The sequence below is a fragment of the Kitasatospora sp. NPDC047058 genome, from assembly GCF_040643935.1.
Classification (GTDB): Bacteria; Actinomycetota; Actinomycetes; order Streptomycetales; family Streptomycetaceae; genus Kitasatospora.
This window is the reverse complement of record NZ_JBEYVJ010000002.1, coordinates 15933-28720: the sequence shown is the minus strand read 5'-3', so window position 1 is coordinate 28720 and position 12788 is coordinate 15933. Positions and strand designations below refer to the sequence as shown.

The 12788-nt window shown below is 72.3% G+C and carries 13 protein-coding genes and 1 tRNA gene; 11 read left to right on the top strand and 3 right to left on the bottom strand.

Going from position 1 to position 12788, the window contains the following annotated elements; genetic code table 11:
• Window positions 1-52: 52 nt before the first annotated feature.
• Window positions 53-1699: a helicase HerA-like domain-containing protein gene (locus tag ABZ885_RS00420; RefSeq protein ID WP_360181303.1), complete on the bottom strand. Its 1647-nt coding sequence runs from the start codon at window positions 1697-1699 to the stop codon at window positions 53-55.
• 156 nt (window positions 1700-1855) lie between these two features.
• On the opposite strand from ABZ885_RS00420, the gene ABZ885_RS00415 reads away from it, so the two are divergent.
• The gene (locus ABZ885_RS00415) at window positions 1856-2152 is read left to right on the top strand and encodes a type II toxin-antitoxin system VapB family antitoxin (protein WP_030061387.1); all 297 of its coding nucleotides are present in this window, start codon (window positions 1856-1858) and stop codon (window positions 2150-2152) included.
• A gap of 251 nt (window positions 2153-2403) precedes the next feature.
• A complete protein-coding gene (locus ABZ885_RS00410; RefSeq protein WP_360181432.1) occupies window positions 2404-3066 on the top strand; it encodes a LytR C-terminal domain-containing protein in 663 nt (220 codons plus the stop codon).
• Between the two features lie 81 nt (window positions 3067-3147).
• On the opposite strand, the gene upp is transcribed toward ABZ885_RS00410, so the two are convergent.
• Window positions 3148-3783, bottom strand: coding sequence for a uracil phosphoribosyltransferase (gene upp, locus ABZ885_RS00405; protein WP_360181300.1), 636 nt, complete (start codon window positions 3781-3783; stop codon window positions 3148-3150).
• A 162-nt stretch (window positions 3784-3945) separates the two neighbouring features.
• Here upp and ABZ885_RS00400 point away from each other — a divergent pair, with 162 nt between their 5' ends.
• The 8 genes from ABZ885_RS00400 (at window position 3946) to ABZ885_RS00365 (ending at window position 8971) form a co-directional block, all read left to right on the top strand.
• The gene (locus ABZ885_RS00400) at window positions 3946-4182 is read left to right on the top strand and encodes a hypothetical protein (protein WP_360181297.1); all 237 of its coding nucleotides are present in this window, start codon (window positions 3946-3948) and stop codon (window positions 4180-4182) included.
• A gap of 211 nt (window positions 4183-4393) precedes the next feature.
• Window positions 4394-4942 carry a tRNA adenosine deaminase-associated protein gene (locus ABZ885_RS00395; protein ID WP_360181294.1) on the top strand — a complete coding sequence of 183 codons (549 nt, stop codon included), beginning with the start codon at window positions 4394-4396 and terminating at the stop codon, window positions 4940-4942.
• Window positions 4943-5118: 176 nt separating this feature from the next.
• Window positions 5119-5550, top strand: coding sequence for a tRNA adenosine(34) deaminase TadA (tadA, locus tag ABZ885_RS00390; RefSeq protein WP_360181429.1), 432 nt, complete (start codon window positions 5119-5121; stop codon window positions 5548-5550).
• 67 nt (window positions 5551-5617) lie between these two features.
• Window positions 5618-5707: transfer RNA gene (locus ABZ885_RS00385), tRNA-Ser, on the top strand.
• Window positions 5708-6160: 453 nt separating this feature from the next.
• Entirely contained in the window at window positions 6161-6325 is a 165-nt protein-coding gene (locus ABZ885_RS00380; RefSeq protein ID WP_360181291.1) for a hypothetical protein, read from the top strand.
• 62 nt (window positions 6326-6387) lie between these two features.
• Entirely contained in the window at window positions 6388-6681 is a 294-nt protein-coding gene (locus tag ABZ885_RS00375; RefSeq protein WP_360181288.1) for a Dabb family protein, read from the top strand.
• A gap of 267 nt (window positions 6682-6948) precedes the next feature.
• The gene (locus ABZ885_RS00370; RefSeq protein ID WP_360181285.1) at window positions 6949-7917 is read left to right on the top strand and encodes an RNA polymerase sigma factor SigF; all 969 of its coding nucleotides are present in this window, start codon (window positions 6949-6951) and stop codon (window positions 7915-7917) included.
• Window positions 7918-8083: 166 nt separating this feature from the next.
• On the top strand, window positions 8084-8971 hold the full coding sequence (locus ABZ885_RS00365) for an RNA polymerase sigma factor SigF (RefSeq protein ID WP_360181282.1): 888 nt from the start codon (window positions 8084-8086) through the stop codon (window positions 8969-8971).
• A 48-nt stretch (window positions 8972-9019) separates the two neighbouring features.
• On the opposite strand, the gene ABZ885_RS00360 is transcribed toward ABZ885_RS00365, so the two are convergent.
• Window positions 9020-10009 carry a tyrosine-protein phosphatase gene (locus tag ABZ885_RS00360; protein ID WP_360181279.1) on the bottom strand — a complete coding sequence of 330 codons (990 nt, stop codon included), beginning with the start codon at window positions 10007-10009 and terminating at the stop codon, window positions 9020-9022.
• 413 nt (window positions 10010-10422) lie between these two features.
• Here ABZ885_RS00360 and ABZ885_RS00355 point away from each other — a divergent pair, with 413 nt between their 5' ends.
• Window positions 10423-12783: a hypothetical protein gene (locus ABZ885_RS00355; RefSeq protein ID WP_360181276.1), complete on the top strand. Its 2361-nt coding sequence runs from the start codon at window positions 10423-10425 to the stop codon at window positions 12781-12783.
• Window positions 12784-12788: the final 5 nt, after the last annotated feature.

Here is a 12788-nt window from a genome sequence, read left to right as displayed (position 1 = left end):
CCGACGAGGGGGAGCCACCAGCACCGGCCCCGGCCGCCGCCGCCACCTCCGCCTACCTCCGCCGCCGGGACGTCCCGAACAGGCTGCGCGAGATCTCCCGCCCCAGCTGCGCCCCCGCCGAGCGGGCGAACGACTTGAGCGCCGGATTGCCCAGCAGCTGCCCGAGCAGCCCGCCGCCCTCCCTCTCCTGCTCCTCCTCCGGCGCCCGCCGCGGCTCCCCGCCGCCCGCCGGCCCGCCCGGGGCCGCGGGCACCGGCTCCGCCTCCGGCCGCGCCGCCCGGGCCGCGAGCTTCTCGTACGCCGACTCCCGGTCGACCGCGTCCCGGTAGCGGGCCGTCAGCGCGGAGCCGTCCACCGCCGCCTGCAGTGCGGCCGGCCCGACCGGGCCCATCAGCGACTCCGGGGCCCGCAGCCTGGTCGCCGCCACCGGCGTCGGGGCACCTTTTTCGGACAGCACCGTCACGACCGCCTCACCGGTGCCGAGCGAGGTCAGCACCTCGCCCAGGTCGTACGCGGACGACCGGGGGAAGGTGGAGACCGTCGCCTTGAGCGCCTTGGCGTCGTCCGGGGTGAAGGCGCGCAGTGCGTGCTGCACCCGGTTGCCCAACTGCGCCAGCACGTCCGGGGGGACGTCCTTCGGCGTCTGGGTGACGAAGAAGATCCCGACGCCCTTGGAGCGGATCAGCCGGACGGTCTGGGTGATCGCCTCCAGGAAGGCCTTGGACGCGCCCTTGAAGAGCAGGTGCGCCTCGTCGAAGAAGAAGACCAGCTTGGGCTTCTCCAGGTCCCCCACCTCGGGCAGCTCCTGGTAGAGGTCGGCCAGCAGCCACATCAGGAAGGTGGAGAAGAGCCGCGGCCGGTCCTGCACCGCGGGCAGCTCCAGCACCGAGACGACACCCGCGCCGTCCGCGGTGGTCCGCAGCAGCTCGGCGGTGTCGAACTCCGGCTCGCCGAAGAACGCGCCCGCACCCTCGTTCTCCAGCATGGTGAGCGAACGCAGGATCACCCCGGCGGTGGCCGCGGAGAGCCCGCCGACGCCCTTCAGCTCCTCCTTGCCCTCCGGCGAGGTGAGGAAGGTGATGACGGCGGTGAGGTCCTTGAGGTCGTAGAGCTCCAGGCCGTTCCGGTCGGCGTAGTGGAAGACCAGGCCGAGCGAGGACTCCTGGGTCTCGTTCAGGTCCAGCACCTTGGCGAGCAGCAGCGGGCCGAAGCTGGTGACGGTGGCCCGGAGCGGCACCCCGGTGCCCTGGCCGCCGAGCGCGTAGAACTCGGCCGGGCAGCCGCGGGGTGTCCAGGCCTGCCCGACCTCGGCGGCCCGGGCCGCCGTCCGCCCGCCCGGCGTGCCGGGTGCGGAGACGCCGGAGACGTCGCCCTTCACGTCGGCCAGGAACACCGGCACGCCCTGCGCGGAGAGCTGTTCGGCGATCAGCTGGAGGGTCTTGGTCTTGCCGGTGCCGGTGGCGCCCGCGACCAGCCCGTGCCGGTTGAGCACCCCGAGCGGGATCCGCACCGGGGCGGCGGGGTGGGCGGTGCCGTCCAGCAGCACCGCGCCGAGGTCGAGGGCGGGCCCGGTGAAGGCGTACCCGTCGGCGATCTCCCGCACGGCGGGCGGGAGCGCGGCGGCGGACGGCACCCCGGCGGCGGACGGGATTCCGGCGGCGGACGGGGGCCCGGCGGACGCCGGCTCGGCGGTGGACATCGGGTCACCTTCCGGTTTCCAGAGGAAGAGCTGAGGAACGACGTTCGCGACATTTCCCATGAAACAGCCGCATTCGTCCACCCGCAGTTCACCTCGGAGGGCGTGGCGGCGTCGCGGCTGCTGGGCCATCCGCCGCCCAAACGGTAGGCTTTCCGTGTGATCTTCAAGCGCATCGGCAACGGGCGGCCGTACCCGGATCACGGCCGGACCAGCACCCGCCAGTGGGCTGACGTCGCCCCGCGCCCGGTGCGGCTGGACCAGCTGGTGACCACCAAGGGCCAACTCGACCTGGAGACCCTCCTCGCGGAGGACTCCACCTTCTACGGCGACCTGTTCGCCCACGTCGTGAAGTGGCACGGCGACCTCTACCTGGAGGACGGGCTGCACCGCGCCGTGCGCGCCGCGCTGCAGCAGCGCCAGGTGCTGCACGCCCGCGTCCTCGAAATGGAGTGACGGGCCGCTCCGGCGCACCCCGCACCGCCTTCCGGTGACCTGCCGGGAGGCGGTCCGTTCGTATCCGGGTACGTCCATTCGGGTACCGGCGTACTCCAGATGATGATCATTTAGTACCTTCGCAGCCGTACCGCACTAGTCTGCTGACTACGGCCGCGACCACGGCGAACGCCCACCGGGCGGACCCGCCCGCCGCGGCCGAACCGTCACCCGATCCCCGCCCTGGCACGAGGGGGAGACAAACCGTGAGCATGTTGACTCCCCAAGGCCTGAAGGGGAAGCAGTACCGCATCACCGGCAACAGCTATCCACGGCTGGGTCGGCCGCCCAAGAAGAGCCGCAAGGTCTTCGCCCTGATCGGCTCCCTGCTCGCGCTGGCACTGATCGCCCTCGGCGGCGTCCAGCTCTACGACATCTTCACCGGCAAGGGCAGGAACTCCTCCGCCCAGGCCTGTGCGAGCCCGTCCGGCAAACCGCTGGCCGCGCCCACCCCCGGCCCGGACGCGTCCCCCTCCGCCCCCGCGGGCGACCCGCACGCCATCCCCCAGCCGGCCGCCTTCAAGGTGAACGTCTTCAACGCCACCACCAAGGCCGGGCTGGCCGGGCGGACGGCCGACGAGTTCACCAAGCGCGGCTTCACCGTGGACAAGAAGGGCAACGCCCCGGCCGAGCTGGACAAGAAGGTGCCCGGCACCGCCGTGGTGATCGCCGGCCCGGCCGGGGCCGGCGCCGCCACCCTGATCAGCTCGCAGATCGCCGGGGCCACCGTGTCCACGGACGCCCGCACCGACAACAGCGTGGACGTCGTCGTCGGCGACAGCTACAACACCCTGCTGGACGAGACCCAGGCCGCCGCGGCCCTGGCCCTGGCCACCAAGCCCTCGCCGACCCCCAGCACCACCGGCAGCTGCTGAACCCGGCACTCCGGCGCACGGAAAGAGCCCCCGGCGGTCACGCCGGGGGCTCTTCGCATCAGGTGCAGGTGGTGCCGGGACTCAGCCCGCGGTGCCGTAGAGGCGGTCGCCCGCGTCGCCGAGGCCGGGGACGATGTAGCCGTGCTCGTTCAGCCGCTGGTCGACCGCGGCGGTCACGACGGTGACCGGCAGGCCCTCCAGCTCCTTCTCCATCACCGCGACGCCCTCGGGCGCGGCCAGCAGCACCACGGCGGTGACGTCGTCGGCGCCGCGCTCGATCAGCATCCGGATCGCCGCGACCAGCGTGCCGCCGGTGGCCAGCATCGGGTCGAGCACGTACACCTGGCGGCCGGAGAGGTCGTCCGGCATCCGGGTGGCGTAGGTGGAGGCCTCCAGGGTCTCCTCGTTGCGCACCATGCCGAGGAAGCCCACCTCGGCGGTCGGCAGCAGCCGGGTCATCCCGTCCAGCATGCCGAGGCCGGCCCGGAGGATCGGCACCACCAGCGGGCGCGGGTAGCTCAGCCGGGTACCGGTGGTGACCGCCACGGGGGTGGTGATCTCCACCTCCTCGGTGCGGACGTCCCGGGTGGCCTCGTACGCGAGGAGGGTCACCAGCTCGTCGGTCAGGCGACGGAAGGTCGGCGAGTCGGTGCGCTCGTCGCGCAGGGTGGAGAGTTTGTGGGCGACCAGCGGGTGGTCGACGACGTGGATCCGCATGCATCGAGGTTAGCCCGGGCCCGGACGCCCGTACGACACGGCGCGGCCCCCGGGACCCGCCGCAGGATGACTCAGCCGTGACACGCCGTGACGCACCGCGAATGTCAGGACGGATCGGCCTCCTGTGGTATCAATCGGGCCGATCTGGGAAAGTCACGTCCTATGACGAGCAACCCGAGGACCGGGGACGGCTCGGCGGACGGGCTCGCGGGCCTGTCGGGCGGGCGCTCGGACCGACCCCCGGACCAGCCGGAGACCGAGGCGGAACGCCGCAAACGGCGGGCCGTCTTCCTGCGCGAGCTCGCCGAGGCGCGCGAACTGCGGGAGCGGGTGCAGCCGCGCCGGACCAAGGAGCGCCGCATGCGCGAAGCGATGCGGATGCGAACCTTCCGGATCTGACGGGACCGCCGGGCCTTCACCGGCCCCCGGCCAGTCCTTCCGACACGACCTGCAAAGACGCGCTGCCGAACACCCCCCGCAAAGGCGGGCTTTCTGTCACGATTCCGATGGGACGGTCCGAACAGCGGACCGCCTCTGGCGCGGGGGCGGCCAGATTCCGCGTTGCCCGAGCGCGCCGACAGCCGAGACCGAGATCTTGGGAGTGTCCCTGGTGGCGTACTTCGCTGCAGTGCTTGCTCGCACCGAGGACGGGTGGGATGTGAGCGAGACGGAGCTCGACAACGTCGAAACCCTGGCCGACCTGGCCGACCTGGCCCGCGAGGCGGCCCAGGACGACGACAGCGTCCTGGTCTTCATCGAACAGGAGGACGCCTGGTTCGCCATCGTCCGGGTGGACGGCGAGGAGGATCCGCGGATCTTCGTGTCGGACGGCGCCGCCGCCGCCCGCAGCTCGTACGGCTCCGTGCTCACCGACGAGCTGGTCGACCAGGCCGGCGAGAGCGAGTTCGGCGACCTCGACAACCTGGTCGCCGAACTGGAGGACGAGGAGGAGGCCACGGAGCAGGAGGACGACGACGACACCGGCACCCGCGGCGGCGTCCCGGTCGGCCCGCTCGGCGACTCCCACCTGCTCGGCGAGTTCGGGCTGCCCTCGGAGGAGCTGCTCGCCCTGAGCGGCGAGGGCGCGGTGCCGGGCGACGCCCTGGAGGAGATCGCCGAGGCCCTCGGCTGCGGCGAGGTCCTGGAGGCCGTCCGGTAGCGGCCCCGAGTCTCACGGGCCCACCGGTGCCCGCCACCGGATGCCGGACACTGGATGCCATGCAGTCCGCGTCCGCCCGCCAGGCACTCCCGCAGGCGGCCACCCGGGTTCCCCCGGTGGCCCCGCTCCCCGCCCCCGTCCGCCCCGACCCGGTCCGCGACCGCTGGGCGGCGCCGATGCGCCTCGCCATCGCCGAGGCCGCACTGGCGCCGGCCACCGGGGACGTCCCGGTCGGGGCGCTCGTCCTGGACCCGGACGGCGAGGTGCTCGGACGCGGCCACAACGAGCGCGAGGCGGTCGGCGACCCGACCGCCCACGCCGAGGTGGTCGCGATCCGCGAGGCGGCGGCGAAGCTCGGGGAGTGGCGGCTCAGCGGGTGCACCCTGGTCGTCACCCTGGAGCCCTGCACGATGTGCGCGGGCGCCATCGTGCTCTCCCGGATCGACCGGGTGGTCTACGGCGCCCTCGACGAGAAGGCCGGCGCCGCCGGCTCCCTCTTCGACGTGATGCGCGACCGGCGGCTCAACCACCGCCCCGAGGTGATCTGGGGCGTCCTCGCCGACGAGTGCGGCGAGCAGCTCCGCGCCTTCTTCGACACCCACCGCTGACCCCGCGCGGCAGCCCGTCCCGGTACGGATTTCGTGACCGCGCCACCCGTCCGGTAGAGTTCCCCTCGGTAGCGTGTCCGAGCGGCCAAAGGAGCACGCCTCGAAAGCGTGTGTGGGGGCAACTCCACCGTGGGTTCGAATCCCACCGCTACCGCCAGCAACACGAGGGCCCCGACTGTCTCCAGTCGGGGCCCTCGTCGTTTCCGCGCACCCTCATCCGCGGAAAGGGGGCTCCGCGCCGGGGCCGATGACCACCAACGCCCTTCGGGTACGGAGCCCTGACGGGGGGAGCGGCTCGGGGGACCAACCGCTCCCCCGGGCGGAGTCCCACAACCGGGGCCGCGTCGGGGGGAAGCCGCGGCACCGGTCCCACAGCGGGGAGCTCCGGATCCACGTACCGGGGTTCCTGCCAGACCCCCGGTACGTCATCCATCCTGCGCGACCGCGCGCGTCCGGGCACCCGGAGAAAGGCCCCACTCGCGGGGACCTTCGTCCCGCCGGGCGAACGCGTCGCACACTTGATAGCCCGTCCGGTGGATAAGCTGCCCAATGCAGAGGGCCGCTCGGGGACCGGATGGCGGCGGCCCACAGCAGGGAGGAAGGTCACCGGATGGCGCAGGCGAAGAAGATCGGCATGGTCCTCCTGCTCGTCTTCGTGCTCTACACGATCATCACCTCGCCGGCCCGGGCCGCCGAACTCGTCCAGCTGGGCTTCGAGGGCATCTCGACCGCCGCCAAGGCGATCGGCACCTTCATGACCGGGCTGGTGAAGTAGCCCGGCCGGCACCGGCTACGGTGGGGCCGACCCTCAACCCCCCGTCCGCGAGGAGCGGCATCGTGATCCGGCACCTGGTCCTGTTCAAGCTCAACGAAGGCGTCACCAAGGACGACGAGCGCGCGCTCGCCGGCGCCAAGGCCTTCGAGGCGCTCGGCCCCGAGATCCCCGAGCTGCGCGAGTGGGAGTGCGGCTGGAACACCACCGAGCGCGACATCGCGTACGACTACGCCATCAACAGCCTGGTCGACGACCGCGAGGCGCTGCAGTCCTACCTCACCCACCCGGCCCACCAGGCCGCGGCCGGCCAGTGGCGCGAGTTCGCCACCTGGGTGATCGCCGACATCGAGGTCTGATCCCGGGGCATCCCCCGGACGGACCGCGGCGCCCCGCCCGAGACCCGGGCGGGGCGCCGTTCGCTGTCCCGGCACGGCTCCCGGACGCCCGGCCGGAAGGGCCGGCCGCGCGCCAACACAGCACCAACACACCTCCGCGCGGTGCTTGCCCGACCAGCGCCCACCTTGTGATGCTATGACCGGTTTTGCCGGACATGGCGAGGTGGTGAACCGAGACGCGGCACCCGACCCGCAAGTCCCACCGTTGTCGACTTTGGGAGGGGTGACGTGTCCGTGCGGACACCAGGGAGCGCGCCGGGCACCGACACCGGGCCGTCCGCCGCGGAGAGCGGCCCGGCGGACGGCGCACCGCCGCCCGGGGCCGCCCCGGCCCCGCCGACGCAGTCCGGCACACCCCCCGAGGAGGTGCTGGCCGCCATCATCAGCCCGGCCGGCGAACTGCGCCCGGACGGCCTGCGCGGCCCCGGCGGCCGCCCCGCGGTGGACGTCCGGACCCTGACCCGGGTGCTGTTCGAGCGGCTCGCCGAGCTGCCCCCGGACGCCCCCGAGCGGGAGCGGGTCCGGGCCGCCCTGATCGAGGTCAACATCCCGCTGGTGCGCTACGCCGCCACCCGCTTCCGCAGCCGCAGCGAGCCGATGGAGGACGTGGTCCAGGTCGGCACGATCGGCCTGATCAACGCGATCGACCGGTTCGACCCGAGCCGCGGCGTCCAGTTCCCGACCTACGCGCTGCCCACCATCCTCGGCGAGATCAAGCGGTACTTCCGGGACAACGTCCGCACCATGCACGTCCCGCGCCGTCTCCAGGAGCTCTGGGTGCAGGTCAGCGGCGCGATGGAGGAGCTGACGGTGACCCACGGCCGGGCCCCCAAGGTGCCCGAGATCGCCGCCAGCCTGCGCATCCCGGAGGAGGACGTCCGGGCCTGCCTGGACGCCGGGCGGGCGTACAACGCGGCCTCGCTGGAGGCGGCGCAGGAGCACGAGGGCGGGCTCGCCCTGCTGGACCGGCTCGGCTACGAGGACTCGGCGCTGGCCGAGGTCGAGCACCGGGACATGGTCCGTCACCTGCTGGTGCAGCTGCCGGAGCGGGAGCGGCGGATCGTCATGCTGCGGTTCTTCGCCAACCTGACGCAGTCCCAGATCAGCACCGAGCTGGGGATGTCCCAGATGCACGTCTCCCGGCTGCTCTCGCGCATCCTGACCAGGCTCCGGACCGGGAACTCCTGGGAGGACTGACCGGCGCCGGCACCCCCGCCGGTATCGCTGCGCGTTACTGCCGCGTGACATCTTGCGACATCCGGGTTTGCCGGGGATCGTGAGCCGGTATGGAGGGGGAAGGCGCCGCACGGGAACGTCGCCGGGGCGGCGCCCGTCGAACCGTCAGTCACAAGGGGGTGGGTGCATGTCCGGAGAGCTGGGCACGGCGGAGATCCACGGTGGTCAGGCCCGCGGCACGACGGTCGCCGTCGACCGGATCCCGCTCCAGCGGGGCGGGGCCGCCACGCCGGCCGCCCCGGAGGCCCCGCCCGGCGCCGGCCTGGACACCCGGACGCTCTCCCGCTCACTCTTCCTGCGCCTGGCCGTCCTGGAGCCCGGCAGCGCGGAGCACACCTACGTCCGCGACACCCTGATCGAGCTCAACCTGCCGCTGGTCCGGTACGCCTCGGGCCGGTTCCGCAGCCGCAACGAGCCGATGGAGGACATCGTCCAGGTCGGCACGATCGGCCTGATCAAGGCGATCGACCGGTTCGACCCGGAGCGCGGGGTGGAGTTCCCGACCTTCGCGATGCCGACCGTGGTCGGCGAGATCAAGCGCTTCTTCCGGGACACCAGCTGGTCGGTCCGGGTGCCGCGGCGGCTGCAGGAGCTGCGGCTGGCGCTCACCAAGGCCGGCGACGAGCTGGCCCAGCGGCTGGACCGCTCGCCGACCGTGCCCGAGCTGGCCGCCTGCCTGGGCGTCAGCGAGGAGGACGTGGTCGAGGGCCTGGCGGTGGGCAACGCGTACACCGCCAGCTCGCTGGACTCCAGCCCCGGCGAGGAGGACGGCGACGGCCCGCTGGCCGAGCGGCTCGGCTACGAGGACCTCGCGCTGGAGGGCGTCGAGTACCGCGAGTCGCTGAAGCCGCTGCTGGCCAAGCTGCCGCCGCGGGAGCGCCGGATCATCATGCTGCGGTTCTTCGGCAACCTCACCCAGTCCCAGATCGGCGAGGAGATCGGCATCTCCCAGATGCACGTCTCCCGGCTGCTGACCAAGACCCTCACGCAGCTGCGCGAGGGCCTGATCAGCTAGCGCCGGTCCCGGGGGCCGACGAGGGCCCGGCAGGCGGCGGAAGGGCCGTTACCGGGCCTCCAGCAGGTTGCCGCGCAGGCCGGCCAGCACCTCGTCGTCCAGCCCGAGCCCGTCCTGCCAGAACTTCTCGAACGTCACCCAGCCGGCCGTGACCTCCTCGAAGGCCGCCTCCAGGTAGCCGCGCTCCGCCCGGAAGACCGGGAGCAGCAGCTCGGGCTCCTGCATCAGCCCGCGGGTGCCGAAGCTGTCGACCACGTTCTCGACGATCGCGGCGGAGCGCTCGTTGGTGAGCAGGTAGTCGGCGAAGACGGTCTCGCGGTCCACCCCGAGGGCGGTCAGCAGGATCGCGGCCGTCCAGCCGGTGCGGTCCTTGCCGGCCGAGCAGTGGAACAGCAGCGGCGGGCCGTCCGGCGCGGCCAGCAGGCGCAGCACCGTGGCGAAGCGCTCGCGGGCGACCGGGTCGGTGACGAACCACCGGTAGAGGCCGGTCATCATCGCGGCGGCCCGGCCGTCGCCGAGCAGGGCGCGCTGCTTCTCCGGGCTGCGGTCGGCCAGGGCGTCGCGCAGCGCGACGTAGATGTCGAAGTCCGCGGCGAAGACCGGCAGGTGGTGCAGGGTCATGCCGTCCGGGGTGGCGCGCTCCACGGTGATCGGCGAGGCCGACAGCTCGGCGGCCGCGATCGCGGCGACCGGCAGGCCGGGGACCCGGTCCGGGCCGGCCTCGCGGACCTCGTCGAGGCTGCGCAGGTCGACGACCTGGCGCAGCCCGAGCGCGCCGAGCAGCCCGAGGTCCTCGTCGGTGAGCCGGTTGAGGCCGTCGCTGCGCAGCACGACGCCGTGCCGCAGCACCCGGCCGTCGGCGGTCCGGTAGCCGCCGAGGTCGCGGGCGTTGACGGCACCGCGCAGGCCGAGACTCCGGGCCGCGCGCCCGTCGGCCTCCCCCACGGCCCCCCCGCCCTTCCCGGTGGCCTCCGCCGGCGCCTGCGCGGCTTTCCGGAGGGCCTGGATAGCGGCGGTCTCGGTCTGCTGCTCGGTCACGCGGTGGCCTCCATTGGATATTCGGACGGTGACATGGCACAACCCTGCGCGATATTGCATGAACCTGCCCGACAGAACAGACGGACATGCAAGGGTGTCATGCGCAACGCCGCCAGTGTAGGGCGCGTGACGCCCGCTCCGGCTGTACGGTCGGTGACCAGCGGTAACGCTCGGGGGTCCGATTTTAATTTTCAATTCATTATTTGCGTATCGGGTCCACTTCCCGCCAGAATCAGCGCCTTCATGGCATCACCATGAACGTTGGTAACAGATTCGCTGCACTCCCGCCCATTTGGTCCCAGTCGGTGCGGAGTCTCCACCAGGATGGGCGCCGGGCAGCCTGCTGCCCGCGAACAGCGACAGGGCAGGAAAGCGCCGAGCAGCGGAGCGCCCTGCCCAGGGGAGGAACACACATGGGTCGAGCGACCCGAAGAGTTGCCGCCTGCGCGGCAGCAGTCCTGCTGGCCGGCGGCCTGCAGTCGTCCCTCGCACACGGTGCCGCCACGGCTCCCAGGATCGACCTGACGGTCCTGGTGATCAGCGACGGCGGCCCCGCGACGGCGGCCGTCGCCGCCGAGCTGAAGAGCCAGGGCACCCCGTACAAGATCGTCGACCTCAACGACGCCAACCGCCCGGTCATCGACGCCGCCTTCCTCAGCGACACCGTCAACGGGCAGCCGCGGGGCAAGTTCCAGGGCATCGTGATGCCCAACAACAACCCGTTCACCGCGGGCTCCGCCGAGATGACGGCCCTCGCCACCTACGAGGCCGCGTTCGGCGTCCGCCAGGTCGACGCGTACACCTACGCCCAGCCGGACGTCGGTCTGAACTGGGCCGCCAACCCCGGGTACATGGGCAAGCTGGACGGCGTCCAGGGCCAGGTCACCGGTGCCGGCCTGGCCGGCCCGTTCGGCTACCTCAAGGGCTCCGTCCCGTTCGAGGACAACGACCCGGCCGTGGACGAGAGCTACGGCTACCTGGCCACCCCGCTGGCCTCACTGCCGGCCGGCGCCTCGTTCACGCCGCTGGTGGAGGCCCCGATACCGGGCTCCACCGCGAAGGGCTCGCTGGTCGGCGAGTACAGCCACGACGGCCGCAAGGAACTGGTCGTCACCTTCGTCTACAACCAGTACCAGCAGCAGTACCGGCTGCTGGCGCGCGGCATCGTCGACTGGGTCACCCAGGGCGTCCACCTCGGTTACGACCGGAACTACTTCGCGGCGCACGTCGACGACGTCTTCCTGGCCGACGACCGCTGGGACACCACGCTGAAGTGCACCCCCGGCGACGTCACCTGCCCGCCCGGCACCCCCGAGACGGCCAACCCGATCCGGATGACCACCGCCGACGCGCAGTACGCCAAGCAGTGGCAGGCCGCCAACAACTTCACCATGGACATGGTGTTCAACGGCGGCGGCAGCGAGGACTGGAAGGCCGACCACTCGGTCACCGCCGACCCGGTGGTGGACCAGATGGTCGCCGACCAGAACAGCTACCGGTGGGTCAACCACACCTACACGCACCCGTACCTGGGCTGCCTGCAGGACGTCTCGGTGGTGCCGTGGAAGTGCACCAAGGACGGCGCCGGCAACACCGTCTGGGTCGACCAGGCCACCATCACGTCCCAGATCAAGAACAACATCGACTGGGCCGCGGCGCACGGGCTGGCCATCGACAAGACCGAGCTGGTCACCGGCGAGCACTCCGGCCTGCTGACCGCGCCGCAGGAGACCAGCGACAACCCGTACCTGGCGCCCTCGCTGGTGACCAACGGGGTCAAGTGGCTGGCCAGCGACGCCTCCCGGGAGACCGGGCAGCGGTCCGTCGGCTCGTCCACGCTGACCGTCCCGCGGTACCCGATGAACGTCTTCTACAACGCCGGCACGGCGAAGGAGGAGGCCGACGAGTACAACTGGATCTACACCGGCGTGGCCAACGGCGGAAGCGGCGTCTGCGAGAACAACGCCAACTCCACCTGCCTGCCGGCGCCGCTGGACGTCAACACCGGCTACCAGTCGTACATCGTGCCGCTGGAGGCCCGGATCGACCTCGGCCACGTGCTGAGCAACGACCCGCGGCCGCACTTCATCCACCAGTCGAACCTGTCCGAGGACCGGATCGTCTACCCGGTGCTGGAGAAGGTCCTCTCCACCTACCGGGGGCTGCACGCCGACAACGCCCCGATCGTGAACCTGCCGCAGAAGGAGATCGGCGCCGAGTTCCAGCGCCGCGCGGCCTGGAACGCGGCCCTGGCCTCCGGTCAGGTCACCGCCTACCGGGTCGGCGACACCGTGACGGTGTCCGCCCCGGCCGGTGTTCAGATCCAGGCCACCATGCCGACCGGTACCACTCAGAAGCTGTCCATCGGTTCCACCGCCTTCGGTACCGCTTACGCCGGTACGCTGTCGGGCTGGGTGAAGCCGGCGCAGCTGCAGAGCAGCGTCACGCTGAAGCTGTCCGCGGCCGCCACCCCGGCGATCGCGACGGTGGCGCCGAACGTCGCCGCCAACTCGGTGACCGCCCCGGCGCCGGCCGACAAGAAGGTCGTCCCGCAGGGCACCGCCGACGCCGTCCCGGCCGGTCCGGGCGACACCGCGCGCACCGACGCGCCGGTGCTCGTCCCCGGCAGCGGGGCTCCGGTGGCCGGCAAGGGCGCCACCACCGGGAAGGGCAACACCCCGGGCAACGCCAAGGGCGGCGCCCAGGCCGGCAAGGCTTCCGGGGGGAAGGCCGACCCGGCCAAGAAGACCGCCGGACCGACCGGCACCCGCTAGACAGG